Genomic DNA, 26,225 nt, shown 5'->3' with positions numbered 1-26,225 from the left:
TCAAAAAGCGTTCCGCCTCAGAGCCCGAGCCAGCCATCCACACGCTCTGGGTTTGCTTCGACCCATTCCCGTGCGACTTCCGCCGGATCGCGGCCCTGCCCACTGATTTCATACGCAAATCCTGACACATCATCCGCTGTCAGGGAAAAGCGCTCAAAGAACTCCGCAATCGCGGGCGAGCGCTCTGGCAAAGAATTCGACCATGCGATCTGCACATCCTTCAGGGCATCTTTTGAGGCAACTGTTGATTTTTCATACCAATCCGCATCGTCAGATGGTTGGAACATCACATATTTTTCGGGATCAAACGCGGGCTCCGAAACCATTTCAACATCGAACATGAACCAGACGGCATGCGGCTTATAGCAATAGAACGCATAGCCTTCGCCTTTCGTGATCGAGTCCTTGATCCGGGCTGTCTTTACACTTTCTTCCGCGCGGATCGGTTCAATGAAATCCAGCAGACCGTAGTCGCGGACCTTGACTTCATTCACGTTTGCAGAGGCCCATCCGGGCGCGCCGATCCACATTTCTCCCTTGCCGTCGCCATCGCTGTCCATGAGCGCCGCGACATCAGGACGACCGAGGTCTGCGATGTCAGAGATGTCATTCGCCTTGGCAAAGTCCTGCGAGACGCAGAACCCCTGATTTCCCTCATAGGGGTTAGAGGACAGCGTCACCGTGCCGGCTTCATCGACATATTTCTTGGTAAAACTCTCCTGGTTGGGCAACCAGACATCCGGGTGTACATCAATGTCGCCCTTACCCTGATCCATCGCCTGGAAAATCGTCGCATTATTGCCCGGAACATATTCGACCGTGCCGCCGATGCGCATTTCGACAACGGCGCCCAGCAGATGGGCAATGGCTTGCGCGCCGGTCCAGCTCGGTACGCCGATCTTGACCTCTTCAGCCGCGAGGGCTGGTGTTGAGCACAGCGCGAGGGCTGCTGTGGCGGATATAAGTACCCGTTTCATTGACATAGTGGTCTCTCCTTGTTGAACGTTTTTTGTGTTACTTCGTGTGGCCCGGTAAACGGATTGTACCCTGATAGCGAAACAGCGCAACGTATGCGCATGTCACCAGCGCCATAGAAGGGTCTGTGCAGCGGCTGCCTGTCAGATCTGGCCTTTCGGCGACGGCCCTTTTGGATAAGACCTGATTGTCTGGCACGCGCAGAGCCTTCTAGTTTTTCATATCGCTCATACTCTGCGCTATGGCATGCGCAAAAAATAGTGCAATTTTGTATGGGCGCCCATATATTTGGTATGGGCAATGGGGCGATTTTATGGACGTACAATGGTTGGATGACGTGCTGGTACTGTTGGAAGAGGGGAATATGACCCGTGCGGCGGCGCGGCGGAACATTACGCAGCCTGCGTTCTCGCGGCGGATCAGAAACTTCGAAGACTGGCTTGGTATGGCGGTTCTGGACCGTCAGTCAAACGCCATCAAGATCAGCCCGGCGCTGACCGGAAGTGAAGCCGAAATCCGAGCGCTCCTCGCGCGTTTGAAGGATTTGAAAGACAAGATACGGAACTTCGATCCCGGCAGTTCAACCGTATCAATCTCGGCCCAGCACGCTCCTATATTTTCGAGCTTTCCCGATATGGTCCTACATGCAAAACAGCGATATCCGGGGCTGAAATTCAGGTTGCGGGCCGGGAACTTGCGCGACTGTGTAACGATGTTCCTGCGGGGGGATACCCGTGTGCTGCTGTGCTACGAATCCCCCAAGTCGCGGCCGATGCCCTTCGATGAAACGATCCGGCGCGTGGTCTGGGGGGATGACTATCTGATCCCGGTCGTTGGGGGCGGGCTGCGGGCTGGGGTGCGCGATGATGGCACGGTTCCGCTGGAAATGCCCGCCATCGTCTACCCTCAAAGCAGCTACTTTGGGGAGGTGTTGCAAAGCTCGGGGCGGGCATTTGCGACACACATCCTCAGTGCAAACCCGGTCTGCGAAACGGCGTTGTCGAGCGGCATCAAGGAGCTGGTTCTGAACGGCATGGGTGTCGGATGGTTGCCCGTCGGCATGTGCCACAAGGAAGTTGAAAGTGGCGCGATGATCTCTCTGGCGCACCAGCTTGGCCGAGAACCATTGGAGATCGCGCTATATGCAGATTTGCAGGATGCAACCGCCAGTGCCCTCGTTGAGCACTGGAGCGTGCACAAAAATTAGGCAATGCGACCGTCAAATTGTTTGACTACAATATCAGCACCTTCAAGCGCTGCCCGCACGGAACGCGCAATTTCCACAGCAGTTGGCGTATCGCCATGCAGACAAATCGTGTCGATGGATGTTTCGATCCGTTTGCCTGATTCCGTGATGATGGCCCCTGCCTGCACCATCTCGACCATACGCGGGCCTGCAATCTGCGGATCATGAATGACCGCACCCGGCAGGCTGCGGTCGACCAGTGTAGCGTCATCATTGTAGGCGCGGTCGGCAAAGATTTCACCTGCGAAGGAACAGCCCAGTGCACGTACGGCCTCTTCCTGTGCCGTGGCGCAGAGCACCATGACGATCAGGTCGGGATCGACAGACAGTGCCGCCTCAAAGAGATCGCGGGCAAGCGCGTCGTCTTCGGAGGCCATATTGGCCAAAGCGCCATGTAGCTTGAGGTGCCTTACCTTCGCGCCGATGGATTTCGCAACCCCGACAGAGGCTGCCACCTGGTACCGGACTGAGTTTTGCAGACTGGCGCGGGGGACAGACATGCGCCGCCGCCCAAAGCCCTGCAAATCCGCAAATCCGGGATGCGTGCCGATCCCCACGCCGTTTTCATGGGCCGTGCGCATCGTGGCAATCATGACGTCGGGATCACCGGCATGCGCACCGCAGGCGATATTCGCCGATGACACGGTTTTCAGCAGGGTCGCATCGTCGCCCATTTTCCACGGGCCAAAGCTTTCGCCCATATCGGCATTCAGATCTACGCGTTTCATTTGGCTCTCCTGTTATTCGGCAAAAGGGTCTGTTGTTGCAGAAACCGCACCGCTGACCAGCTGATAGCTCAGCAGATCCGATATATCGTGAGGATCGCGCACCAGAGGCTTTGCGCGCCCGGCAAGGGCTTTGATTTCTGCACGAGATTTGATTTCGACTTCTCGGGCCTCGTCTACTGTCACAAAACGAAACCGCAGAGGCGCGCCCACGGGGGCCTGCGCCACGCGTGCGAGATCGCATGGCAGTACGGTGCCGATCCTCGGGTAGCCGCCGGTCGTCTGGCATTCGCACATCAGCACGTAAGGCGCACCGTCGCCTGTGACCTGAATATCACCTTCGGTGATCACTTCGGACACAATGCTCAAACCGCCATCCACGAAAAAGCCATCCGTTTCCGCATCCATGCGCACGCCCTGGCGGTTCCCGCGGGCATCGCGACGGAACGTCGTCTGCGCAAACCGGGTCAGCGTTTCTGGCGAAAACTGGTCCGTCTGAACCGAAGGAACAATGCGAATATCGCCGCCTGCAAACCGATCACTGGCTGCAATCAAAAACCCCGGCCGCTGCGTCGTGGCCGCCCCGAGCGGCAGGGTTTGACCTGGCTCTAGAACGCTACCAATCCCTGCTTTGAAGTGGGTGGAGCGCGCGCCCATGATCTGCGGCGTGTCTATGCCACCCGCGACACTGAGATAGCCATAGGTCCCTTTCAGCACCCCGCCGATTTTCAGCTTGGCGCCTTTGGGCAGGCTATGGCTGGCGTGCCAAACCACGGCAGAGCCGTCAATGCTGGCCGACATTTCCGCACCGGTCAGCGCAATGACTGTGTCCACGCTGCTTTCGAACGTGCCCCCGACCCCAACCATCTCAATCGCCGCATGCGTTGGACTTTGGCCCAGCAGAGCCGCCGCTTCGTGCAGGGCTATCTGATCTGCCGCCCCGCCGCGTGTCAGACCATAGGCAAGAAAACCCGCCCGACCCATGTCCTGCACAGATGATCCCGGACCTGCGGTATGTATGATGAGATGTCCGCTCACGGCAATGTCTCCCGCTCTGCGCCACCGTTGCCGGATGCGTCGGTCGCCATGATGTCCTGAAGGGTTTGCCGCGATACCTGTGGAAACAGCAGCTCATCGCCGGGGGTCAGGGCAAAGGGCTGTTGAGCTTTCTGGCGAAAGTTGTGGAATGCGGTTTGCCCGACGTGTCGCCAGCCTGTCGGCGTGGGGGCCGTGAAAACGACCAACTGCCGGATTGCCGCAACCAGTGCGCCCGCCGGCACACTTTTGGTCAGATCCTGCTGGCGCGGGATGTTCCAGTTTTCGCCCAACTCGCCCATATAGGGCTGACCGGGAGCAAAGCCGATGGTCAAAACGCGCATGCGGGTCGTTGAAAGCTGTTGGATGGCGGTATCGGGATCGACACCTGCAAGTTCCGCGGCCTCTGCCAGTTGGGGGGCAAGGTCGGTGCCATAAACTGTCGGGACATGCCAAAGCGTGCGCCCTTTTGGTAACGGTGCGGCGTACCAATCGGTTTGTGCCAACAGGCCCTCCAGCTTTGAGATCAGCTTTGGGATATCTTCACTGACCAAATCCGCGACCACATATACGGACACAAGCGACATGCTGGTTTCGCGCACTTCAGGCCAGTCTGCTGCGACGACAGCGGCGCGAAACGCGAGGGCTGCACGGTTTGCAGGGCTGCTCATTTTTTCGGCGAAGGTGACCAGCAAGCCGGACAGGCCGACCGTTTTGATTTGCGGGTAAGATATCATGTCAGCCCTCTGCTTTGTACAGCCAGCGCAGCAGCATAGGAGTGAGGTACATGGGCAACTGCCAGCAGCCGATAAACACCATCAATGGGGCCATGACCTGTTCGGGCAATGCAACGAGAAACAGGGCGATGTTGCGGTTGCCCGCGCCAATCGCAAGGGGGCCTGCCACGTCTTTGAGCCGTGAGCGTCGCAGGAAAAGGTAGACGATGATTTGCGCGCCATAGCTGATGCTGAACGCGAGTATTGCCCAGATGGCGACATCTTGGACGTTGTTGCGCAACGCCGGATTGAGGGCGGCCATGAGCCCAACGACGATGGCCGAAAAAGCCAGAACCGACAACCCATCGAGCGCTTTGATCTGGCCCTTGGTCGGTGCGGGAAAAACCACCGCGCGCAGGCCAAACCCCAGACAGGTAGCGGCGATTATGACCCCCAGCAGCGACAGCGCAGCGCGCAAAACCAACTGCGGATCGCCAAACTGCGGCGTGAGCCAAAGCAAAGGAAGGACGGTGATCGGGAATAATGCTGTGCCCAGAACGAGGATCTGCATCATCCGGCCTGCGTTCTGGCCAAGCATCAGCGCGAGGTTTGGCGCGCCGGAAATAGCTGGTGCTGCCGTTGCCAGCATGACGGCCAACGCAACGGGCGTGCCCGCTATGCCGATGCTCCAGCACAGTGCGAACAGGCACAGTGGCAAAAGGAACTGCAACACCAGAACCGATGCGATGCCCCAGCGCAAATCGCCCAAAGCACCCGAGGCTGCACGATGTCCGATCCGCAAAGCCGTGATCGTCAGCAGTGCGGCCACCATCTGCGGCAACCACGGCTGCAACGCCGCGGCAAGCCCCGGCAGCGTAAGCCCAGCGATCAGCCCGGCAATCAATGTCAGCCGTCCATTTTCCGAAATGCGCCATAAGAGAGCTCCGAGCACTAATTGGCGTTTTGTCTGAGGTTTTCAGGCAGCCATGTGGCAATCTGCGGGAACCAGATCAGAACAAAGACCATCAAAACCATGATCAGGAACATCGGCAAGGCCGCTTTGGTAATGTACCCCATTTCGTGTCGCGTCATGCCTTGCAACACAAAGAGGTTGAACCCGATGGGTGGGGTAATCTGCGCCATTTCGACGACGACCACCACAAAGATGCCAAACCAGATCAGATCGATGCCAGCTTCACGGACCATTGGTTCAACAATGGCCATGGTCAGCACGACGGCTGAAATCCCATCCAGAAACATACCCAAGATGATGTAAAACACCAAAAGTGCCATGAGCAGTTGAAAGCGTCCAAGCTCCATCGCCGCGATGCCATCGGCCAGCGCGCGCGGCAGACCAGTAAAGCCCATCGACAGTTTCAGAAACGCCGCGCCCGCAAGGATCAGGGCGATCATGGCAGACGTGCGCATCGCGCCCATCAAACTGGCCTGAAACGATGCCATGGTCAGCGAGCCTTGGGTCAGCGCCAGCAGCAGGGAGCCGATGACCCCGATGGCGGCGGCTTCGGTTGCGGTGGCATATCCCAGATACATCGACCCGATGACCACGGCGATCAGCGCAAAGACGGGGGCGAGGAATTTCGAATTGCGCACTTTTTCGCCAAAGCTCATGCCCCGTTCAATGGTCGGGTTCCAGTCCTTGGACGTGAAGGAGACAATCGCTACATAGGCCATGAACATACTGGCGAGGATCAGGCCCGGAAAGACACCGGCAAAGAACAGCTTGGTGATGCTTTCATTCACCGTCACGCCATAGACGATCAGCGCGAGGGACGGCGGGATCATGAGGCCAAGCGTGGCCGCTCCGGCCAGCGTGCCAATAACCATTTTCTCAGGGTAATTACGCGCCCTTAACTCCGGGATCGCCATCTTGCCCACGGTGGTCAGCGTGGCCGCAGACGAGCCGGAAACGGCAGCAAACACCGTGCAGGACACGATATTGGTATGGACAAGCCCTCCCGGCAGTCGCGCCAGCCATGGGGAAAGACCTTTGAACATGTCTTCGCTCAGGCGGGTACGATAGAGGATTTCGCCCATCCAGATAAACAGGGGCAGTGCCGTCAGCGTCCAACTGCTGGAGGACGCCCAGATCGTTGTGATCATCGTGTCCCCAACAGGCCGCGTGGTGAAAAGCTCCATCCCGACCCAAGCCACGCCCATGAGCGCCAGACCCACCCAGACGCCCGTGCCGAGAAGTAAAAAGAGGACCGCGAGGAAAATCCCGATTGCGTAAAGTTCAGTCATCTGTTCACACCTCGAAATGATCATCGAGGGTGTCGCGCACGATCCGATGATCCCCTTTGAAAATGACATGGAATAGATTGTCGGTGAGCGCGATCGCCAAAAGTCCGCCGCCAATCACCATGACGGACTGTGGAATCCACAGCGCAGTTGCGTCCTGTCCCTGACTGACTTCGTTGAATTTCCACGACCAGTAGACGAACCAATAGGCGTAATAGGTGAAATACCACGCAATGGCCGCGCCGATGCCGAAACACCAGACTTCCAACACCCGTTTGGGCCCTGTGGGGACGGCGTTTAACAAGATGGAAACGCGAATATGCGCGCCGTGGTTCAGCGCGTTGGCAAAGGCAAAAAAGCTGGCGGCTGCCATGGCATAGCCCGCGTAGTCAGGCGCGCCGGGAAAAATCTCGCCCGTCCAGCGGGCCACCATCTGCGCCACGATCAGCAGCAGAATTGAAATCAGACAGATGGCTGCCAGAACACCGGCGGCAAGGTAGAGGAAATCCAGCGTCTTGCGCAGGGCTGTCATGGCGGGCTCCTGAGTTGAGATAGAGACGAGCGGCCCCCTTGCAGGGGCCGCCGCCGCGTTTACTGAGCTGCCTTGAAGGCGTCGACGAGCGCCGCGCCCTCGTTGCCCGCAGCATCGAGCCATTCAGTTGTCATTGTCTCACCAATCGCGCGCAATTCGGCCATCAGCGCATCACCTGCAGGCTGCACGGTCATCCCACCAGCCGCCAAGCCGTCCATCGTGAACTGCGTATAGGCCTTGGACGCCTCAAGGCCACGGGCTGCGGCCTCGTCTGCGCAGGCACGGATCGCGTCTTTGTTGGCATCCGAAACATCCGCCCAGACGTCCTGATTGACCATCACGTAGTTGCGCGGCAGCCATGCGTCGACTTCATAGAAATGCGTCAGGCTTTCCCAGACCTTGCGATCATAGCCCGTCGCACCCGACGACACCATGGATTCCGCGACGCCAGTGGCAAAGGCCTGACTGATTTCTGCGGCCTCAACAGTCACAGGCAACATGCCCGTCAACTCGGCAAGTCGGCTGGTCGTGTTGTTGTATGACCGAAATTTCACACCTGCCATATCGGCAACGCTGTTCACTTCTTTCTTGAAATACAGCCCCTGCGGTGGCCATGGCACGGCATAGAGCAGTTCGAGATTTTGTTCATCCAGCAGTGCTTCGATGGATGGTTTGGCCGCCTCATACAGTTTGTCGCTGGCGTCAAATGACGGTGCGAGGAACGGAATACTGTCAAATCCGAAGACCGCGCTTTCGTTCTGGTGGCCCGATAGCAAACGCTCGCCAATCTGAACCTGCCCGGTCTGGATCGCGCGTTTGATGTCGGCACCCGCAAAAAGCGACCCGCCCGCATGTACTTCGATCGTGATCTCACCATTGGTGCCAGCACCTACGCATTCGGCAAAGGCGACACCATTTTCAGAATGGAAGTTGGACGCAGAATAGGCCATCGGCATATCCCATTTTTCCGCCGCAAAGGCCGGGGCGGCAGATGTAACAGCCAAGGCAACTGTCGCGGCACTTGCCATCAGTTTTTTTGTTATTTTCATTGTACTCTCCATGTTGGTTTTTAGGTTTCGAATCTTTGCGGTGCATAGGCGGTGAGGTCCTGATTGGCAGGCTGCTCCATCACCAGTCCGGCCACAAGCCGCCCGGTCTTGGGGCCGCCGGTCAGGCCGATGTGGTGATGGCCAAAGGCCGTAAACACGCCGGTTTTGCCGATCTGCCCAATCAGCGGCAGACTGTCCGTTGGCGCGGGCCTGTGACCAAGCCACTCGATCTCAGCGGTGGCTTTCAAATTCGGAAAGGTTTCTTTCGCCTTTTTGCGCAGGAAATTCAGTGGCGCATCCGAGGGTCCGGCATCAAGGCCACCCAGTTCAACGATACCAGCGCAGCGCACACCCTGTGCCATTGGCGTTGCCACAAACTTGCCCGATGCGATCATGGTGGGGCGCGCGGGGCCGCCTGTCGCGTCTTCATATACGATGTGATACCCACGCTCGGATTCCAGTGGGATATTCAGGCCGAGCTTTTTCATCATGGGTTTCGACCAGACACCTGTTGCAAGTACCGCATCGTCACAATCAACCCGCCCAATGGTGGTTTCCAACCCGCTGATGCGTCCCCCGCTGAGGTCAAAATCCTTGACTTCAGCCTCGATAATTTTGCCGCCCATGCTCTCAAAGGCCTTTGCCAGCGCCTGCACATATCCGCCGGGATCACGAATGAACCCATGGTCTTTCAACGCAGCGATCAGACCCACGTTTGGGCTGATGTTGGGCTCATAATCCTGAACATCCCCGCCCCGGATCAGTTCGGGTTCAAAACCAGCATCACGCCGCAGCGCCCAAACATAGGCCTCGCTCTGGAAAGCGGCCTCATCCGTATAGGCAAAGCAATAGTCACTTTCGGTGACCCAGGCATCCAGCCCGAGTTCGCTGACCAGAGATTTATGCTGGCTTACACTGTCGGTCACAATCGGCGCCAGATCCCGCGCAATGCGCCGTGTGTCAGCATCATTTGCGTTCGACAGGTATTTCACCAACCAAGGTGCGATTTTCGGCAGGTACGACCAGCGCAGGTACAGCGGGAAATCGGGGTTGAACAACATGCCCGGTGCTTTTTTGATCAACCCCGGCGTAGTGACGGGAACCATGGCGGCAGCTGCCAGCACGCCCGCATTGCCATGTGAGGTGCCTTTTCCCGGCCCTGCCCGATCGATGATCGTCACGTCCGCCCCTGCGCGCTGTAGCCAAATCGCCGTGGAAACGCCCACGATGCCCGCACCTATGACCACCACATTTTTGGTCAATGCGAAATCTCTATGCTGACGCAGAAATAGAACAAGGCGCACCTCAAGACTGATTCTCGTGCCCATTAGGAGCAATCTTTTACCACACGTCAACAAATTGTTGACAAAATGTCAGCGATGGGCAGGCTGGTAATATGTCTGATAGCTTCCCCGGACCAGTTGTGTCTTCTGCTCACCTCGCCAGCGGCTCTTTTGCCGAAATCTCGGAATTGGAGTTTGGCCTGACGCTGGCGGGCAATGCTTTTCAGCGCTGGATGGTGCGCGCCATCGCGATGGCGGGCTATCCCGAACTTGGTGCGCTTGACGTTCTTGTTCTCCATTCAGTCTACCACCGGGAGCGCCCGAAAAAACTCGCCGATATCTGTTTGGTCCTCAACGTGGAAGACACGCACACGGTCAACTATGCGATTAAAAAACTGATCAAGGCAGGGCTTGTCAAAGATGGGCGTCAGGGCAAGGAAAAAACCGTTGTGGCGACTGCAAAAGGCGCGGAAACCTGTGAAAGATATCGCGAAATCCGCGAAGGCTTGCTATTGCGCGCTGTCGGAGAGTTGGGGCTGGAGCCCGGACAGGTCAGTCGTGCAGCAACCCTGTTGCGGCTGATGTCCGGGCAGTACGATCAGGCCGCGCGGGCCGCGACGACCTATTGATTGCGTTTTGCCGAACGGGCACAGAGATGGCATGAACAGCAAAGCTACGGATAAACTCGGCATCTTGATGCTTGATACGCGGTTTCCGCGCGTGCCGGGTGACATTGGCAACCCTCGGACATGGGGTTTCCCGGTGCAGTATGCGGTTGTGTCGGGGGCATCCCCACAAGCCATCGTGTGCGAAGACACGTCGCCATTCGTGCGCGCCTTTATCAGCGAGGGAAAGCGTCTTGTTGCACAAGGGTGCACCGGGGTTGCCACGACATGCGGCTTTCTCGCGTTGATCCGACCCCAGTTGGCGCAAGCCTTGGGTGTACCGGTCGCAGCCTCAGCCCTTGAACAGGCGGCACAAATTCAAGCGACACTGGCGCCCGACAAACATCTGGGCATTATCACGATCTCAAAAACCAGCCTCACGCAGCAGCATCTGGGAATTGCCGGCGTGCCAGAAGACTGCGCGATTGTGGGTATGGAGGGGACCGCCTTCGCGCGTTCGATCCTCGAAAACCGCGCTGATCTGGATGTGGAATGCGCGCGGCGTGAGCTGGTCGAGGTTGGGCGAAACCTTGTTGAGACTGCACCACAGACGGGTGCGATCTTGCTCGAATGCACCAATATGGTGCCCTATGCGGCGGACCTGAGACGAACGACGGGGCTGCCCGTGTATTCGATCTACACTTATCTCAACTGGTTTTACCAAAGCCTGAACCCGCAGGTTTTTCCGAGTTCTTAAAGCCGCAGCCAACCGTCATCGAATTCGACTTTGCTGACACCGGCAAGCCGGATCAGACGGGCCAATTCTGCTTCAAAATCCGCTTGCCGACCTTTGCCCCAACGCAGGCCCGGTTCGGGCCATAAAGCTTTGACCCTGAGGACATCCTCATTGCGAAATGCTTTCATATCAACGCGTGCCACCACCCTGTCGCCCTGTAGAATTGGGAAAACATAATAGCCGTATTTGCGTCTGGCTTCCGGCACAAACACCTCAATGCGATACTCAAATCCAAACAGCCGCTCGGCGCGTTTTCGGTCCCTGAGGGCCGGATCAAACGGGCTCAGCACGCGCAAACGTTTTGTAGGTTGGCGGTCAAGCGCGGGATCAGCAGCTATATCGGGACGCGCAAAGCTGTGCCGCGCGCTTCCATCCGCGCAGGTGATCTGCACAGGTTGCAGGTGCCCACTGGCCAGTTCTTGCGCGCACCACTCTTTGGCCTCCGCCAAGGTGATGTGGTCCCAGAATGCGGCCAGTTCGGTCGGAGTCGCAAATCCCAAACGCTCAAGTGCACCGGCACAACACCAGTCAATCGTGGCCCTTTGATGGTCCTCAGACAGGGGCGCGTTGCAAAGAGCTGCATCAACCACGCGTTCGGTCAGATCATAGCGTTTCCGGAAACCTTCCCGGCCGACAACGCAGAGCGCACCGCTGCGCCACAGGTATTCCAAAGCCGTTTTGGACGGGTGCCAGTCCCACCAGCCGCCTGATCCGCGTTTTTCCCCAGCACCAACATCGGATGAACAGACCGGGCCCTGATCGCGAATTTGATCCAATATGGTTTGAAACTGCGTTTCGAACCCGCCGCGCCGGCCACTTTTCCACTGTTTGCGCAGCTTTTCAGCGTCTCGTTGGCGTCGCAACTGCCACCACGCATAGTATTCCATGGGAATGACGGCGGCATCATGTGTCCAATGTTCGAAAAGCGCGCGGTCCTTTTCATAGAGCGACTTGAGCGCTTTGGGCCGGTAGCGGGGCCGTCGTGCAAAAAGGATCAGATCATGCGCACGCGCGACTGTATTTATGCTGTCCAATTGGACAAAACCAAGCCTGCCGATCAACTGAAGCAGGTCTGCTTTCCGAGCGTCGCCGACGGGTGCTTCAGAAAGCGCATGCCGGTCAAGAAACAACCGCCGAGCGTCTGAATTGCTCAGGGTGAGTGTATTCATCCTTGTCCGTGACGGCGCAGGGTCTGCCCAAAAGATATTTTTGGCGCAAGCGTGATGTGCTGCGGTTCAAAGCTGTCTTCTGTATCGAGTGCGGCACTGCGGTCCAGAATGATCTGTGCGGCTTTCTCGCCAATCTCTGAGCGGCAGGCATCCATCGTTGCCAGTTGGCGCGGCAGACCCTCAAGCAGTTCAACCCCGTTGAACCCGGCGAGGCCGACCTCTCCGGGAATATCAACGCCCTGATCCATGAGCCAAAGCATACCGCCCGCGCCGATCATGTCATTGGAATAATACAGGAAATCCAGATCAGGCGAACGTTCAAGCATCGCTTGTGTCATCTCGCGCCCCTTGGCCAGCGCAGAGCCGCCGTTATAAAACTCGCGGTCCTCGATTTCGATCCCGGCCTTGGTCAACCCTTCGGTAAACCCTTCAAACCTTTTGCGAGCGCGGTGGTCGAGCGGCATTTTCGTGCCCATAAACCCGATGCGGCTAAAACCTTGTTTCAGGATCGCCTCGGCCATTTTCCGCCCCGCCCGCCGGTGCGAAATGCCGACCATTGAATCCACGGGCGTGCCATCGGTATCCATGATCTCGACAACCGGAATACCGGCATTGGTGAGCATGGCACGCGTTGCGTCTGAATGCTCAAGCCCAGCGATGATCACCCCTGAAGGCCGCCATGACAGCATTTCATAGAGGACCTGCTCCTCTTTCTCCGGCAGATAATCCGTCACCCCAACGACAGGTTGCAGCGGTGTGTCATCAAGCGTTCGGTTGATGCCCGTCAGTACCTCGGGAAACACCATATTCGACAGCGACGGGATCACGACGGCCACAAGATTGACCCGTTGCGAGGCCAGCGACCCTGCAATCTGGTTTGGCACGTAGCCAAGCGCTTTTGCCGAGGCCAGCACCTTTTCGCGGGTGGCCGAAGAGACATCGCCGCGGTTACGCAGAACCCGGCTGACCGTCATCTCGGAAACCCCGCAGGCTTCGGAAACATCTCTGAGTGTCAGCGGTCGGTGTTTGGGTCTTGTCACTGTTATTTCCTGTTCTGTTGAGCATTGGTAGCCTACGATGGGGCTGCCTATCAAGCGCTGTCGGACGTGCTGTAGTTTGAGCGCTAACAGTACCGTGATGCAGCGCGCGACTGATCCCGGCGAGCGTGGCGGATAAATTCTACATCGATATGCAGAAACGGCCTGCAGCCAATGCGATTTGTTGGAATTCTGACATGCTGCACGGTGAGGGACCATCCCCAGCGTGGCGCCGCACGATTACTCGGCACCTCTGTTCGAGAAAGCAAGAACAGTTGATGCCCAAAGTGGTGACCCCGGCAGGAATTGAACCTGCGGCCCCCAGATTAGGAATCTGGTGCTCTATCCAGCTGAGCTACGGGGCCACACCGGTTAGAGCGATACCAAATGAGAAGTCGATGTAAAGGTTTTTTGCTGCCACCCCCCTGCGTACCAGAGAAGTTTGGGTTTATGTCACAGCTCAGGACGGGCGGCGCATGACCCCCAGTTTCGATCTTGGCCGGTTCAGCCGCATGCTCAGCCACCGGAACGTAGGGTCAAGAGGGGTCATTTCCCGTCCGGCTTCAATCTGCGCACCAACCCACCGCAGGTTTCAATGATGGATTTCAGGCGTTCTTCCAGCCGCGTCATTTCAAGGGTGGAAGACTTCAGCGTTTCGCTTTTATCGCCGAGATCCGCGAGGTTTGTATAGATTTTCTCACTCGTCGCTGTCTGACCTTCCGCATTCGCAACCACCTGTCTGAGTGCCTTCAGAAGGTCTGTCGCAACCGTCGCATCCTGTGCACCATCCAAAGCAGTGTCCAACTCGTTGATCGATCCTTTCACCGCGTCAAACCACTCATTCGACAGACGCGGCTCCCGTTTTGCGCTGAGCATTGCGTCGCGTTCCAAGCGCCTGATACCTGAAACAACGTCGTCCACAGTGTCGCGCAAGCTGCCCTGTACCGAAATGATGTCATCATTGGCTTTCACAACCTTAGCCAGCACCAGATCAAGTTCAGAAACAATGCCGGTGATCCGGTCCAGAAACAGATTCAGATCCCGCGCAAGCACACCAAATTCGTCGGAGGTTCTGATTTCGGCGCGATGGTCAAGCCGTCCGTAAGCGCGCGCAAGGTTGCTTATGACGGATCGCAATTCCATCAGCGGCTCCAACCGCGCGCGCAGGATCAGGAACAACAGTAGGGAATGCAGAACGATCTTGCCCGCAGACAGGATCGCGGTGAGTTGGACATCTTTGAACCAGATGCTGAAATCACGATAGAGATAATTGCGCACCGTCACCGTACCCAGCACGTCGCCCACCGACGCCTGCGTGTGACAGGCGAGGCAGAAATCTTCGGCCGTGATCTCGATCTGGTGAACCTGAAAACGCCCCTCTGGCCAGTTTTCCGCCGGGATGCCCTTGGGCGTGAAACCGAACCCTTCTTCGATGGATTCCACGGTGACCGGGGCGGGCTCGATCGCGATCACATAGCCCAGATCGGACCAGTTTTCTTCGAGGATCGGATACATCGTGCGGGCAGCAACCGGCCCCCCTTCATTGCGCATGATCGAGCGGACATTATCCGCAAGGTCTTCGGCGACAAGCTGTGCCTGCTCCACCCCATCCACATAGTAGCTGTAAAAAACCAACGCCGCCTTGAGGGAAAACTCGACCACGGTAACGATCACCAGAACGATGAAAAAGTCTCGGATCATGTGGACCAGAAACGACTTGTCGAACCGGCCAATCGAGGGGTTGTTTTGATCAATCACGGATGCGCCCCGCTGCTGCATAAAGTTTCAGTTAGCGCTGACACATATGATTTAAAGTAGAAACGCATATGTCCCCCGCGTGCCGCTCCGTCCGTTAAGAGCGGCGTTCAATTGCGGATGGGCTCTCACGCTCCCTTGACGGTGTCGCTTTTGAACTATCTGTTTGCGGTATACGTCCCGCTCGTGTTTGTTTCGTTTGGAATGTCCAAGACAGCCAGAGAGAGAGAGTTTTATGAAATTTTCCGACACCATCCATCCCGCCGCCCGCACCTATTCCAAGGAGGTGGCAGCGGGCACTTTGTCGCGCCGTGAGTTCCTGACCCGTGCGACATCTCTGGGTGTCAGCGCTGCTGCGGCCTATGGCTTGCTGGGTCTGTCAAAACCCGCTCAAGCCGCAAGTCCGGCACAGGCCGGCGGCACCCTGCGCATTGAATCACTTGTCAAAGCGCTGAAGGACCCGCGCACCTATGACTGGCCGCAGATGTCAAACTACACACGCGGGTATCTTGAATACCTCGTTGAATATCAAATCGACGGCAGTTTCGAACCCATGCTGCTTGAAGGGTGGGAGGTGAATGCGGATGCAACCGAATACACCTTGTCCGTCCGTCAGGGCGTGACGTGGAGCAATGGCGACGTATTCACCGCAGAGGATGTGGCATTCAACATCGCAAGGTGGTGCGACAAAGGCGTCGAGGGTAATTCAATGGCATCGCGCATGGACGCGCTTGTCGATCCGGATACAGGCGTCGCCCGCGAGGGCGCGATCGTCGTCGAGGACGCAGCAACCGTGCGTTTGGTGCTGGAAAAACCCGACATCACGTTAATCGCAGGCTTCTCGGACTATCCTGCAGCCATCGTGCACCAAAGCTTCAACGGTGATCCGCTGGACAACCCGATCGGCACCGGCCCCTACATGCCAGCAGAATTCGAAGTCGGCGTCAGAGCAGCCCTTGTCAGGAATGAGGCGCACAACTGGTGGGGCGAGGGCGCGTACCTCGACCGTATCGAATATCTGGACTTTGGCACCGATCAGGCGAGCATCGTGGCGGCCGTCGACGCGGATGAGGTCGATATGGTCTATGAATCCCTGGGCGATTTCATCTTTATCATGGATGACATCGGCTTGGCGAAATCCGAAGCTGTCACCGCCAACACCGTGGTCATCCGGCCCAATCAGGCGGCCGAAGTCGATGGTATCAAGCCTTATGCCGATGCACGCGTGCGCCGTGCTCTGGCGATGGCGGTAGACAACGCGGTGCTGCTGGAACTTGGGTTTTCAGACAACGGGCGTCTAGCGGAAAACCACCATGTCTCGCCCATCCATCCGGAATACGCGGAACTGCCTGCCCCGGTCTTTGACCCCGCCGCTGCCATGGCTTTGATGGAAGAAGCTGGCATGGCAGATTACGAACATGATCTGATTTCCATCGATGACACGTGGCGCAAGGATACAACCGACGCCGCGGCGGCCATGCTGCGAGATGCCGGCATGAACGTGAAACGTACCGTGTTGCCCGGATCGACGTTCTGGAATGACTGGTCCAAGTACCCGCTGTCCAGCACCGACTGGGCGCAGCGCCCCTTGGGCGTGCAGGTTCTGGCGCTGGCCTACCGATCCGGCGAGCCTTGGAACGAGAGTGCCTTTGCCAATGCGGAGTTTGATGCGCTGTTGTCGGATGCGATGGCGATTGCCGATGCGGACCAGCGCCGCGAGGTGATGGCCAAACTGCAAAAGATCATGCAGGACGAAGGCGTGATCATTCAACCTTACTGGCGCTCGATCTATCGCCATCACAAAGAAAGCATCGTCGGTGCCGAAATGCATCCGACCTTCGAAATCCACGTCACAAAACTGGGTTTCGCGGCTTAAGCCACCGATCAACACGACCCCTTCCGATCCGCACAACGCACATGCGGACCGGAAGGCGGACAGAGGCGAAGCAATGCGTCAGTGTTACAAGACGTCGCAATTCTGTGACGTCTGTTGAAGTCACCAGTCCTTATTCTTTCAACGCCCGCGCCTATCTTGAGAAGAAGACGACGCACCCTGCGCCGCCCGCTCAAGACAAGGATAGGGCCATGAACCGATTTACAAAGAAAGTCAGCCTCGCCGCAGTCGTGATCACCCTTGCCGGTGTCGCAGGTGCATCTCAATCCCATGCGCAAGGCGGGCCGGTGACAAACTCATCATGGTTCAATACCTATGCGGCGGATGCCATTGCCAACGCGCCGCGACCAGAGAAAACGGCGCAACAGAAGGTCGTCATCGTGCACAGCGCACCGCGCGTCAGGTTTCACGGCATTGGCAAAAAACGCTTGCGTGACGTCACCCATCACGGCGTCAAAACCCGCCGTAACAACGGGCAACTAGGTCGATTGGGTCATGCAAAGTAACCCAACGCAGGTGCCGAGGTCGCCCGGCTGACCAATGATGATCGCTGTTCAACGGATGTGCCAAACAACCAGAAATGCTACGGATTATCTGGCTTGGACGTATTCTTCTTGTTCGACCTGCCCCACTTGCGGTCGGGTGACAAAAACGCAGAGACCCTCGGTGACGTGCCGGTTTCGGCCCGTGATCGCGTGCGTTGAACGGGGCGTTCAGAACCCGGCGCGCTGCTTTCGCGCAGAACGATGAACAAGCCGCTGGCAATGATGACCGCTGAACCGGCAATCGTGGGCATGTCCGGCACCTCATCAAAGAACAAGACACCGTAGAATGTCGCCCACAGAATCTGCGAATACTGCATGGGGGCCACAATGACTGCCTCTCCCGAGTTATAGGCGGCGATCAGAAAACGCCCGGCGATCCATGCAAGCACCGCAATGACGCCCAGCTTTCCAAGATCGGCAAGCGGCATCGGCTGATACACAAGGGGCAGCAGGGCAGCCATCACGACAAAATTCGCCATCATCGGATAGAGCATGATCACGACTGTGCGCTCTTCACGCCCGATCTTGCGCACGATGATGGAGGCAAATGACCCGCAAATGGCCGATATCAGCGCGGCGAGATGCCCAAGTGCAAGCTCTTGTTGTCCGGGGCGCAGCACGATCAGCACGCCGCACAACCCGATAAAGACAGCGATCCAGCGTTGCCATCTGACCTGTTCGCCAAGGATAGGGATGGCGAGAATTGTGATCAGCAGCGGTGCCGCAAATAAAATGGCGTAAACCTGTGCGAGCGGCAGTACGGAAAAGGCGTAAAACGCACAAAACCCGGTGATGACTGCCGCGACCGTGCGCGCCGCCATCCACCATGGATGCACCGGGAGCAATGTGCCGGATGTCGTGTCACGCAACAGATAAAGCATCGCCAGAGGAAAGCTGAACACCACGCCGAAAAAGACGATCTGAATGGGGGAATAGCTGGCCCCCAGCACCTTGATGATCACGTCATGTGACGCAAAAACGGCGAAGGCGATGAGCGCAAAGGATGCGCCTTTCACATTGGGGTTCATTGGTCCGCGTGCCATTTCGGCGACCTCTTTGTACAAAACGACTCAGCCCGCGAAATGCGGGCTGTTTGGACGCTTTAGGCCGATGAACCCTTTCCAGCAAGAGCACTGGGTGCATAGCTGCTGTACTTAGAGGCTTGCGTCCAACGCCTTCAGGATCTCATCACCCATTTCGGTGGTGCTGATTGGTGTGCCACCTTCTTCGCCCATAAGGTCTGCGGTGCGCGCACCATTGGCAAGCACTGTTTCGATCGCTGCTTCGAGACGCGCGGCCTCATCGCCCTGGTCGAAGGAATAGCGCAGCGCCATCGCAAAGCTCAGAATACAGGCAATCGGATTTGCCTTGGCCTGACCGGTGATGTCGGGCGCAGACCCGTGCACCGGTTCATAAAGCGCCTTTGGCCGACCATTCGCCGCCGGCGCGCCAAGGCTCGCCGATGGCAACATGCCCAATGAGCCGGTCAGCATCGCGGCGCAGTCCGACAGAATATCGCCAAACAGGTTGTCCGTCAGAATGACGTCAAATTGCTTGGGCGCGCGCACCAGCTGCATCGCGCCATTGTCGGCGTACATATGGCTCAGTTCAACGTCCGGGTAGTCCTCGTCATGGACTTTCTGCACCACTTCGCGCCACAGGATGCCGCTTTCCATGACATTGGCTTTTTCCATGGAGCACACTTTGTTGCTCCGACGCCGGGCCAGTTCGAAAGCAGAACGGGCGACACGGTCGATCTCGGATTCGGTATAGCGCTGGGTATTGATGCCGACGCGCTCGTTGCCCTCTTCAAAAATACCGCGCGGCTCGCCAAAATAGACGCCGGACGTCAGTTCGCGCACAATCATGATATCGAGCCCGGCGACCAAGTCCTTCTTGAGGGATGAAAAGTCAGCCAGAGCGTCAAAGCACTGAGCAGGTCGCAAGTTGGAAAACAGGTCCATTTCCTTTCGAAGGCGCAGCAACCCACGCTCCGGCTTTACGCTGAAATCGAGGTCATCGTATTTCGGGCCGCCCACGGCACCCAGCAACACCGCATCAGCCTGAAGCGCGCGCGCCATGGTGTCATCATGCAAGGGCGTGCCATGCGCGTCATAGGCGGCCCCCCCCACGAGATCTTCGCTGACGTCAAAGGCAAGGCTGCGCTTGTCACCGAACCATGCGATCACGCGCTTGACCTCTTCCATCACTTCGGGGCCGATTCCGTCACCTGGAAGAATTAAAAGGGAAGGGTTGGCCATGGCGTTTCTCCTGAAAAATGGTCTGTAGCGCCCTACCGTGTGGGCGATGCAGGGTCAAGAAGGCGACGGCACCTCAACGCGCCAGATCAACCCAGACAAGGCGATGGCTGCTGGCCGTTTGCGCCACAACACCCTCCGGGCCCGAGGGCCAGTAGACCCCCGCCGCCTGAACACGCCAATCAGACGAGGGGAAAACATAATCCACCCGCATGTTTCCGGGCACAGGGTCATCCCAGTCAGCGGTATCGAACGGGTCGCCGGTTGCCTCAACACTGCCCGGGCTAGTCGGTTCGACATCCTGCAAGCGCGGATCACTGATGAGTCCGCGCATTGCCTTTTTGAGGCCCTCGCCGGCGACAGGGTCCTGATTGAACGCCCCCAGCACGACGAACTGGCTATCGGGGGCTGGACCAAAAACGCCATCCAGATAGCTTTGCCAAAAGACAATTTCGTCATGGTTGCGTTTGCCGTTGCGGTCCTCCGGACCGTCAAAAACGGGGGGGCTGGCATGCAAGGTCATCAGCGTCACCCGACCCGGTCCGGGCACATCCACGGGCACAACCCAGTGCCCGGTTGTCGACAGGCGCTGGATGGCCTGCGCTTGCTCGGACGGAAATGGTCCCGCCGCCGTTTCAGGGAGTAAGGCCCCGGGAAAGTCCCGCCAAAGCACTGCGGAGAAATCCTGAACCTCATCTATGACAATCGGGTATTTCGACAGGATCGCCATGCCCCCCTGACCAGAGAAAAAGCCATAGCCTTGCGCATCACGCGCCTCTGCGCGGCGCCGGTTGCCGTCCATATCGAGGTTGGTGCGCATGCCGGTATTTGGTAAGGTCGCAAATTGATACGGGTAATCGAGGCCCCCCGTGCGCAATATGTCTGTAAACGCCGAAAGCGCCGCCCCAGTCAGGTCATAATCAAAACTTTGCAAGGCGACGATATCAGGTGCAACCGTTGTCAGAACCGACGCCACCGCCTTAATTTGTGCATCCTCCCCCCGCAGGATGTCGCGCAGCAAAAGGCCCGGCCCTTTGCGTTCCAGTCCAGTGTGGAAAGTGGCGATACGAAGGGTTTCTGACCAAGCACAAGCGGCATTCAAGGTAAGCACGCCCGCCAACAGCAGACGGCATGCGCCAATTGCTTCGGGTCGGATTTTGCGGCGCCGGGGCAGCTGCGTTTTCTGAGCAAGATGTGGCGTGTTTTGCAACGCCGTCGCGTGCAGACGTGACCAGTTGTCGGTCGGACGCTCATCCGACAAACCAAAGGCCTTTTCGACCGAACAGGGAAAGGAACGGGCAGCGCGCCGCACGAGTATCATAGCGTTAACTATTAAGCCCTAGAACCTTTATCAGACGTTAACGCATTCAGGAAACCGGGCGTGGCTCAGACCCAAGGGCGGGATTGGGCCGCTTGTTGTTCAAACCCATCAATTGCGCCGATTTTTTCCATCGTGAGGCCGATATCATCGAGGCCTTCCATCAGGCAGCGCTTTTTGAACGGGTCCACTTCAAAGCTGAACACCTCGCCATCCGAGGTGGAAACGGTCTGCGCTTCAAGATCCACCGTGATCCGGGCATTGGCCCCATTTTCCGCATCCTTCATCAGGATATCGACCTGTTCCTGCGGCAGGGCGATGGGAAGGATGCCATTTTTAAAGCAGTTATTGTAAAAGATATCCGCAAAGGACGGCGCAATCACGCAACGGATGCCAAAGTCCTTGATGGCCCAGGGCGCGTGTTCCCGGCTGGACCCGCAGCCGAAGTTGTCGCCCGCAACAATGATCTCTGAATCTCTGTAAGCGTCTTTGTTCAGGATAAAATCAGCGATCTCATTCCCATCATCGTCATAGCGCATCTCGTCGAACAGATTGACCCCAAGACCCGACCGCTTGATCGTTTTGAGAAACTGCTTGGGGATGATCATGTCGGTATCGACGTTGATAAGCGGCAGAGGCGCCGCGATCCCGGTGAGTGTTGTGAACTTGTCCATCTGTTTCTCCTCGCTCCGCAGGCGGCTTTGGGTCATTGGCGCAGGATAGGCCATTCGTTTGATGGTGTGATGCCGTATTTTAAAGCGCTTTGCAATCACCACGCGGATGCGTTCAACCGCTATGAAACGAAAAATGATGCCATCGAGGGTCAGACATTACCCGGTTCCGTGCAAACTGATCGAAAGCAAGCGCACGACCTGCATTTCACATCGCCTCACTGGCTTGCGCCACATCCCCAGACGCAGTCTTTACGGTCTTGCCTACATTCTCAATCAGGCGATGCGTGATGATGCGCATAACGGCCATCCCAAAGCTGGGGTCTTCGAACTGGAGCCTCATGAACTGCTTTTCATCAATGCTGTAGACCTGCGTATCCTCGCTGCAACGCGCAGTGGCGATGCGTGTGGCCGAATTCGTGAAAAACGCAATCTCTCCGAAGATGTCGCCGGCACATAAATCGACGTTCATCTCTTCAATCGACACCCGGCCTTTCGCAATATAATACAACTGATCGACCGGATCCCCCCGTTCAAAAACAACTGCGCCGGTTTTAATTTTCTGTAGCTTTCCATAAGCCTTGATGATTGAAAAATCAGACTGTGTTGTTGCCGCAGCGCGGCCCAGCTTTCCGCGCAAGGCGAGGACCTGCCACAATCGATAGAGATTGATCGGAAGCAATATGAGTTCCATGGCCAAAAGTGGCCAGAGTTGCAGGGTAAAGGCATAGGCCGCAAAACAGACAGATGACGCAATCGCCAATAGCCGAAGTGGCAGCATTGTGGCCACCGAATAGGAGGCGACCGTGAGGATGGAGGCCAGCCAGCCGACCGCTTCGATCCAGTGAAAATTTGCAAAATGATCCATCGGCCCGCCTTCTGTACGCATCGGAGGTGCCAACGCATTGAATTTCGCTTACGCGCGTAGGTATGGCAAATTCGGTCATTCGCAAAAAGGTAAATAGCACCACGAATTATTCGTACGTATGCCAGCGGCGCACGAAAAGTATCCAGTGCTTTCGGGATACCCCGTTTAGGAAAACCATGAAGCTGGCAGCGATGTGCGTTCTTTCCTCAGCGAAAACTTGGTGGCCGCGCGTCAACCCACTTACCGTCCTGCACCGCTGAATCCACCGCCGCATAGACCGCCGCCATGGACCTCAAGCCATCCTCGGCCAAGGGCAGCCCATCGCGCTGCTCGCCGCGGATTGCGGCAGCAAGATCAACGTAGATATTCGCAACGGCCAGCGGGAACCCTTCAGGATGCGCGATGGCCACACGGCTCAGGCGCGTGGCTTCGTCCGATAGTCCACTCTCGCCCTTTTCCATGATCTGCGTGCGACCACCGACGGGGGTGTAGAAAACCTGGTTCGGCTGCTCTGACGCCCACCGCATGCCCCCGGTTTCGCCAAAAACCTGAATGTCGAAGCCATGTTGACGACCGATAGCAACCGAAGACGACCATAGTCGACCGACTGTGCCGCCTTCCATGCGAAAATTCACCATCGCATCGTCTTCGAGAACCCGGCTGTCGATGGTTGAGGCGAAATCCGCCGACAGGCTGCGCACCTCATCCCCGGCAATAAAACTGGCCATATGCAACGCATGAATGCCGCAATCCGCAAATTGCCCCGACACGCCCGCCATGGCCGGATCATAGCGCCAGCGCACGCGTGGGTTATCAGCATCCGTCGCATCGCCGTGATGCCCATGGCTGAAGTTGGTGACGATCAGACGCACCTTGCCGATCTCCCCACCGGCCACCATTTGACGCATCTGGCGCACCATCGGATAGGCTGAATAGCAGTAGTTCACGGCGCAGATCTTGCCGGATGCTTTGGCCACACGCACGATCTCTTCGCCCTGATCCACGGTCATGGTCATGGGCTTTTCGCACAGCACATTGAAACCGGCCTCAAGAAAGGCCTTTGTGATCTCAAAATGTGTGGAATTTGGCGTGGCCACTGTGATCAGGTCTAACCGATCCGGGTGGTTCTTTTCCCCCTCCAGCATGTCCTGCCAGTTGGCGTAGGCGCGGTCGGCTATAACGCCAAGGCTTTGCGCATAGGCCTTGCCTTTTTCCGCGTCCACATCCAGCGCCCCCGCCGCCAGAACGAAATTGCCGTCAGCCTGCGCGCCAAGACGGTGCGCCGGGCCAATCTGGCTCCCTTCGCCGCCGCCGAACATACCCCAATTCAATCGTGTCATATCCGCTTCTTTCTCAGCTAAAACCGATGGTTTCGAGATAGGCCCGGTTCAGCTTGGCATCCCGCAGCGAATCCGTATCGGGCAAGGTCGGGTCGCAATCCTGTTCGACGGTGCACCAGCCGTCAAATCCGCTCTCCAACAGGATTTCGCGGACCCTTGGGAAATCGACATCCCCGTCGCCAAGGTTGCAAAAGATACCCTGCCCGCAGGCGTCATAGAACCCGGTGTTCTTGGCTATGACATCGGCTTTTACAGCCGGGTCGATGTCCTTGAAATGCATATAACTGATGCGGCTGATGTGTTTTTCCATAAAGGCGACGGGGTCAAACCCCGCGTAGGAATGGTGGCCGGTATCAAAACAGATCTTGAGCGTATTCTCGTCGATCTCGTTCAAGAGACGCTCAAGTTCGGGTTCAAAATCGAGAAAGCCTGCTGCATGCGCATGCATGCCGACCGTCAGCCCGTAGTCTTCGGCACCGATGCGCGCGACGGCGGCAATACGATCCCGAAAAGCGGTCCATTCCGCCTTGTCCATCTGTACGGCATCATTCGCGCGGCCCGCAGTGCCAGCCCGACGGGGCGAGATGGAATCGATCAATACAAGATGCTCTGCCCCATGCGCCTTGAGCGCTTTGCAGGTGCGCACCGCGGCATCGAGTACCTCGTCCCATGCGTCCGGATCATGGAACGGACGGAACACCACGCCGCCGATCAGGCTCAGGTCATACTCCGCCAAAGCATCTGCCAGTATCGCCGGGTCCTCCGGGACGAATCCCACAGGGCCAAGTTCGATGCCCTTATACCCGGCTTCGGCATTTTCACGCAGAACATCGCGCCACGCGGGGTTGCGCGGGTCGTCCGCAAATTCCACACCCCATGAACAGGGGGCATTGCCTATTTTGATGGTCATTTGGTCTGCTCCCTCTGGGTTAAATCTGCTCGATGTCTTGCCATGCGCGGGCGGCATGAGACTGGCGCGCGGCCTCTACGATGCCCGAGACATCAAGCCCATCGCGAAACGTCGGCCAGCGCGATTCGCCTGCCTCGATCGCAGCAAGAAAATCACGCGCCTCAATGATGATCTGGTCCTGATACCCGGTGCCGTGCCCCGGTCCCTGACAGAAGGGTTCGTAGTCGGGATGCGCAGGGCCAGTCAGAATCTTGCGAAATCCGCGTTGCGCCTCTGGTCCTTCAGCCTTGTAGAGCCACAGCGCATTTTGATCCTCCTGATCAAAGCGGATGGCTCCCTTGGTCCCGGTGACCTCGTAGATATACCCCATCTTGCGACCCGTCGCAGTGCGGCTGAAAAACAGATGGCCCATCGCGCCATTCGTGAAACGGCACATGATCTGGCCCTGATCGTCATTCGTGACGGGCGCGCCGCCGCGGGTTTTGTGGACGGTTTCGATCTCGGCCATCACCGACCCAATTGGCCCGATCAGCGCGAGGGCGGCGTTAATCATATGCGGGGCAAGATCGCCCATACAGCCATTGGCATCCCCTTGCGCGCGCCAAGTCGCTGGCGCATCGGGCTCGGCGTAGAAATCCTCGGTATGTTCACCCCGAAACCATGTGACGTTACCAATTTCACCCTGCGCGATTAACGCGCGCGCGAATTGGGACGCTGGCGTGCGGATATAATTGAACCCGATCATGTTGATAGCACCCGCCGCCTCGACAGAATCGACCATCGCCTTGCCATCTTGTACGGAGCGACCGAGTGGCTTTTCACAAAACACTGGCTTGCCCAATGCGGCCGCTGCACGCGTAATATCAAGGTGTGTTTCAGGGGGGGATGCAATTACGATGGCATCCACATTGGCGTCCTTGACCAACACGCGCCAATCCCCCGTACTGCGCGCAAACCCATAGGATTTTGCGTATTTTGCAGCGGAGGTTTCGGATGAGGCTGCAACCATTTCCAAACGGGGGCGTAGGGTTGTGTCAAATACCGCCCCCACGGCGCTGAAAGCCACCGCATGAGCCTTGCCCATATAGCCACCGCCGATAATGCCTATTCCGATCTCGGCCATGACTGTCCCCAAAAAAGATATTGCAACCGGTTGCAACACGGGTATCTATAAATGACGCATCAGGTCAAGCGTCAATCAGCGCTGACCTGACAGAATGCACTCAAGGGGGGCTCGGA

General features: G+C 57.5%; 25 protein-coding genes and 1 tRNA gene. 5 read left to right on the top strand and 21 right to left on the bottom strand.

Annotation, left to right across the window (positions count from 1 at the left end; all coding sequences use genetic code 11):
* Positions 1-17: 17 nt before the first annotated feature.
* Positions 18-983, bottom strand: coding sequence for an ABC transporter substrate-binding protein (locus tag RLO149_RS00200; RefSeq protein WP_013960018.1), 966 nt, complete (start codon positions 981-983; stop codon positions 18-20).
* A gap of 305 nt (positions 984-1,288) precedes the next feature.
* Here RLO149_RS00200 and RLO149_RS00195 point away from each other — a divergent pair, with 305 nt between their 5' ends.
* On the top strand, positions 1,289-2,182 hold the full coding sequence (locus tag RLO149_RS00195; protein ID WP_013960017.1) for a LysR family transcriptional regulator: 894 nt from the start codon (positions 1,289-1,291) through the stop codon (positions 2,180-2,182).
* Here RLO149_RS00195 and RLO149_RS00190 read toward each other — a convergent pair.
* The 8 genes from RLO149_RS00190 to RLO149_RS00155 are packed head-to-tail and all read right to left on the bottom strand — an operon-like array spanning position 2,179 to position 9,799.
* The gene (locus RLO149_RS00190; protein ID WP_013960016.1) at positions 2,179-2,949 is read right to left on the bottom strand and encodes a LamB/YcsF family protein; all 771 of its coding nucleotides are present in this window, start codon (positions 2,947-2,949) and stop codon (positions 2,179-2,181) included. The two genes, RLO149_RS00195 and RLO149_RS00190, sit on opposite strands and share 4 nt — an antisense overlap.
* A 12-nt stretch (positions 2,950-2,961) precedes the next feature.
* Complete coding sequence (locus RLO149_RS00185; protein WP_044025143.1) at positions 2,962-3,984, bottom strand: 5-oxoprolinase subunit C family protein; 1,023 nt, start codon at positions 3,982-3,984, stop codon at positions 2,962-2,964.
* Positions 3,981-4,718: a 5-oxoprolinase subunit B family protein gene (locus RLO149_RS00180; RefSeq protein ID WP_013960014.1), complete on the bottom strand. Its 738-nt coding sequence runs from the start codon at positions 4,716-4,718 to the stop codon at positions 3,981-3,983. The genes RLO149_RS00185 and RLO149_RS00180 overlap by 4 nt, the downstream gene beginning before the upstream one ends.
* A gap of 1 nt (position 4,719) precedes the next feature.
* Entirely contained in the window at positions 4,720-5,649 is a 930-nt protein-coding gene (locus RLO149_RS00175) for a hypothetical protein (protein ID WP_013960013.1), read from the bottom strand.
* Positions 5,649-6,959: a TRAP transporter large permease gene (locus tag RLO149_RS00170; protein ID WP_013960012.1), complete on the bottom strand. Its 1,311-nt coding sequence runs from the start codon at positions 6,957-6,959 to the stop codon at positions 5,649-5,651. The genes RLO149_RS00175 and RLO149_RS00170 overlap by 1 nt, the downstream gene beginning before the upstream one ends.
* Before the next feature lie 4 nt (positions 6,960-6,963).
* Positions 6,964-7,488: a TRAP transporter small permease gene (locus tag RLO149_RS00165; RefSeq protein WP_013960011.1), complete on the bottom strand. Its 525-nt coding sequence runs from the start codon at positions 7,486-7,488 to the stop codon at positions 6,964-6,966.
* Between the two features lie 59 nt (positions 7,489-7,547).
* Positions 7,548-8,537, bottom strand: a complete 990-nt coding sequence (locus RLO149_RS00160) for a TRAP transporter substrate-binding protein (protein WP_013960010.1) — start codon at positions 8,535-8,537, stop codon at positions 7,548-7,550.
* Between the two features lie 20 nt (positions 8,538-8,557).
* A complete protein-coding gene (locus tag RLO149_RS00155; protein WP_044025487.1) occupies positions 8,558-9,799 on the bottom strand; it encodes an NAD(P)/FAD-dependent oxidoreductase in 1,242 nt (413 codons plus the stop codon).
* Positions 9,800-9,933: 134 nt separating this feature from the next.
* Between RLO149_RS00155 and RLO149_RS00150 the strand changes: the two genes are divergently transcribed.
* Entirely contained in the window at positions 9,934-10,449 is a 516-nt protein-coding gene (locus RLO149_RS00150) for a winged helix DNA-binding protein (RefSeq protein WP_013960008.1), read from the top strand.
* A gap of 31 nt (positions 10,450-10,480) precedes the next feature.
* Positions 10,481-11,182 (top strand): aspartate/glutamate racemase family protein, encoded by a 702-nt coding sequence (locus tag RLO149_RS00145; RefSeq protein WP_013960007.1) that lies wholly within the window; start codon positions 10,481-10,483, stop codon positions 11,180-11,182.
* On the opposite strand, the gene RLO149_RS00140 is transcribed toward RLO149_RS00145, so the two are convergent.
* The 4 genes from RLO149_RS00140 to RLO149_RS00125 form a co-directional block, all read right to left on the bottom strand.
* The gene (locus RLO149_RS00140) at positions 11,179-12,390 is read right to left on the bottom strand and encodes a winged helix-turn-helix domain-containing protein (protein WP_013960006.1); all 1,212 of its coding nucleotides are present in this window, start codon (positions 12,388-12,390) and stop codon (positions 11,179-11,181) included. The genes RLO149_RS00145 and RLO149_RS00140 overlap by 4 nt on opposite strands.
* On the bottom strand, positions 12,387-13,430 hold the full coding sequence (locus RLO149_RS00135) for a LacI family DNA-binding transcriptional regulator (RefSeq protein WP_013960005.1): 1,044 nt from the start codon (positions 13,428-13,430) through the stop codon (positions 12,387-12,389). The genes RLO149_RS00140 and RLO149_RS00135 overlap by 4 nt, the downstream gene beginning before the upstream one ends.
* Before the next feature lie 285 nt (positions 13,431-13,715).
* Positions 13,716-13,792, bottom strand: a tRNA-Arg gene (locus RLO149_RS00130).
* A 181-nt stretch (positions 13,793-13,973) separates the two neighbouring features.
* Positions 13,974-15,185: a HAMP domain-containing protein gene (locus RLO149_RS00125; protein ID WP_148264291.1), complete on the bottom strand. Its 1,212-nt coding sequence runs from the start codon at positions 15,183-15,185 to the stop codon at positions 13,974-13,976.
* Positions 15,186-15,417: 232 nt separating this feature from the next.
* Here RLO149_RS00125 and RLO149_RS00120 point away from each other — a divergent pair, with 232 nt between their 5' ends.
* Both RLO149_RS00120 and RLO149_RS00115 read left to right on the top strand, forming a co-directional pair.
* A complete protein-coding gene (locus RLO149_RS00120; RefSeq protein WP_044025142.1) occupies positions 15,418-17,058 on the top strand; it encodes an ABC transporter substrate-binding protein in 1,641 nt (546 codons plus the stop codon).
* A 209-nt stretch (positions 17,059-17,267) separates the two neighbouring features.
* Entirely contained in the window at positions 17,268-17,582 is a 315-nt protein-coding gene (locus RLO149_RS00115) for a hypothetical protein (protein ID WP_013960002.1), read from the top strand.
* 77 nt (positions 17,583-17,659) lie between these two features.
* Here the strand turns inward: RLO149_RS00115 and RLO149_RS00110 are convergent, their stop codons facing one another.
* The 8 genes from RLO149_RS00110 to RLO149_RS00075 form a co-directional block, all read right to left on the bottom strand.
* Positions 17,660-18,664 (bottom strand): DMT family transporter, encoded by a 1,005-nt coding sequence (locus RLO149_RS00110; protein ID WP_013960001.1) that lies wholly within the window; start codon positions 18,662-18,664, stop codon positions 17,660-17,662.
* A 111-nt stretch (positions 18,665-18,775) separates the two neighbouring features.
* Positions 18,776-19,882: a 3-isopropylmalate dehydrogenase gene (leuB, locus tag RLO149_RS00105; protein ID WP_013960000.1), complete on the bottom strand. Its 1,107-nt coding sequence runs from the start codon at positions 19,880-19,882 to the stop codon at positions 18,776-18,778.
* Positions 19,883-19,955: 73 nt separating this feature from the next.
* Positions 19,956-21,200 carry an endonuclease/exonuclease/phosphatase family protein gene (locus tag RLO149_RS00100; RefSeq protein WP_013959999.1) on the bottom strand — a complete coding sequence of 415 codons (1,245 nt, stop codon included), beginning with the start codon at positions 21,198-21,200 and terminating at the stop codon, positions 19,956-19,958.
* A gap of 65 nt (positions 21,201-21,265) precedes the next feature.
* Positions 21,266-21,871 carry a 3-isopropylmalate dehydratase small subunit gene (gene leuD, locus RLO149_RS00095; protein WP_013959998.1) on the bottom strand — a complete coding sequence of 202 codons (606 nt, stop codon included), beginning with the start codon at positions 21,869-21,871 and terminating at the stop codon, positions 21,266-21,268.
* A 205-nt stretch (positions 21,872-22,076) separates the two neighbouring features.
* Entirely contained in the window at positions 22,077-22,736 is a 660-nt protein-coding gene (locus RLO149_RS00090; RefSeq protein WP_148264290.1) for a Crp/Fnr family transcriptional regulator, read from the bottom strand.
* A 206-nt stretch (positions 22,737-22,942) separates the two neighbouring features.
* The gene (locus RLO149_RS00085) at positions 22,943-24,076 is read right to left on the bottom strand and encodes a Gfo/Idh/MocA family protein (RefSeq protein ID WP_013959996.1); all 1,134 of its coding nucleotides are present in this window, start codon (positions 24,074-24,076) and stop codon (positions 22,943-22,945) included.
* A 13-nt stretch (positions 24,077-24,089) separates the two neighbouring features.
* Complete coding sequence (locus RLO149_RS00080) at positions 24,090-24,986, bottom strand: TIM barrel protein (RefSeq protein WP_013959995.1); 897 nt, start codon at positions 24,984-24,986, stop codon at positions 24,090-24,092.
* A 19-nt stretch (positions 24,987-25,005) separates the two neighbouring features.
* Complete coding sequence (locus RLO149_RS00075; RefSeq protein ID WP_044025140.1) at positions 25,006-26,109, bottom strand: Gfo/Idh/MocA family protein; 1,104 nt, start codon at positions 26,107-26,109, stop codon at positions 25,006-25,008.
* Positions 26,110-26,225 lie beyond the last annotated feature (116 nt).

This window comes from Roseobacter litoralis Och 149 (assembly GCF_000154785.2).
Taxonomy (GTDB): Bacteria; Pseudomonadota; Alphaproteobacteria; order Rhodobacterales; family Rhodobacteraceae; genus Roseobacter; species Roseobacter litoralis.
The sequence above is the reverse complement of the archived record's forward strand: the minus strand, read 5'-3'. Positions and strand labels throughout refer to the sequence as shown.

Bases quoted from the DNA above. Each gene is read 5' to 3' on its own strand.
- RLO149_RS00200 (WP_013960018.1), bottom strand. From the start codon at position 983: ATGTCAATGAAACGGGTACTTATATCCGCCACAGCAGCCCTCGCGCTG.
- RLO149_RS00195 (WP_013960017.1), top strand. From the start codon at position 1,289: ATGGACGTACAATGGTTGGATGACGTGCTGGTACTGTTGGAAGAGGGG.
- RLO149_RS00190 (WP_013960016.1), bottom strand. From the start codon at position 2,949: ATGAAACGCGTAGATCTGAATGCCGATATGGGCGAAAGCTTTGGCCCG.
- RLO149_RS00180 (WP_013960014.1), bottom strand. From the start codon at position 4,718: ATGATATCTTACCCGCAAATCAAAACGGTCGGCCTGTCCGGCTTGCTG.
- RLO149_RS00170 (WP_013960012.1), bottom strand. From the start codon at position 6,959: ATGACTGAACTTTACGCAATCGGGATTTTCCTCGCGGTCCTCTTTTTA.
- RLO149_RS00165 (WP_013960011.1), bottom strand. From the start codon at position 7,488: ATGACAGCCCTGCGCAAGACGCTGGATTTCCTCTACCTTGCCGCCGGT.
- RLO149_RS00160 (WP_013960010.1), bottom strand. From the start codon at position 8,537: ATGAAAATAACAAAAAAACTGATGGCAAGTGCCGCGACAGTTGCCTTG.
- RLO149_RS00150 (WP_013960008.1), top strand. From the start codon at position 9,934: ATGTCTGATAGCTTCCCCGGACCAGTTGTGTCTTCTGCTCACCTCGCC.
- RLO149_RS00145 (WP_013960007.1), top strand. From the start codon at position 10,481: ATGAACAGCAAAGCTACGGATAAACTCGGCATCTTGATGCTTGATACG.
- RLO149_RS00140 (WP_013960006.1), bottom strand. From the start codon at position 12,390: ATGAATACACTCACCCTGAGCAATTCAGACGCTCGGCGGTTGTTTCTT.
- RLO149_RS00120 (WP_044025142.1), top strand. From the start codon at position 15,418: ATGAAATTTTCCGACACCATCCATCCCGCCGCCCGCACCTATTCCAAG.
- RLO149_RS00115 (WP_013960002.1), top strand. From the start codon at position 17,268: ATGAACCGATTTACAAAGAAAGTCAGCCTCGCCGCAGTCGTGATCACC.
- RLO149_RS00110 (WP_013960001.1), bottom strand. From the start codon at position 18,664: ATGGCACGCGGACCAATGAACCCCAATGTGAAAGGCGCATCCTTTGCG.
- leuB (WP_013960000.1), bottom strand. From the start codon at position 19,882: ATGGCCAACCCTTCCCTTTTAATTCTTCCAGGTGACGGAATCGGCCCC.
- RLO149_RS00100 (WP_013959999.1), bottom strand. From the start codon at position 21,200: ATGATACTCGTGCGGCGCGCTGCCCGTTCCTTTCCCTGTTCGGTCGAA.
- leuD (WP_013959998.1), bottom strand. From the start codon at position 21,871: ATGGACAAGTTCACAACACTCACCGGGATCGCGGCGCCTCTGCCGCTT.
- RLO149_RS00090 (WP_148264290.1), bottom strand. From the start codon at position 22,736: ATGGATCATTTTGCAAATTTTCACTGGATCGAAGCGGTCGGCTGGCTG.
- RLO149_RS00085 (WP_013959996.1), bottom strand. From the start codon at position 24,076: ATGACACGATTGAATTGGGGTATGTTCGGCGGCGGCGAAGGGAGCCAG.
- RLO149_RS00080 (WP_013959995.1), bottom strand. From the start codon at position 24,986: ATGACCATCAAAATAGGCAATGCCCCCTGTTCATGGGGTGTGGAATTT.
- RLO149_RS00075 (WP_044025140.1), bottom strand. From the start codon at position 26,109: ATGGCCGAGATCGGAATAGGCATTATCGGCGGTGGCTATATGGGCAAG.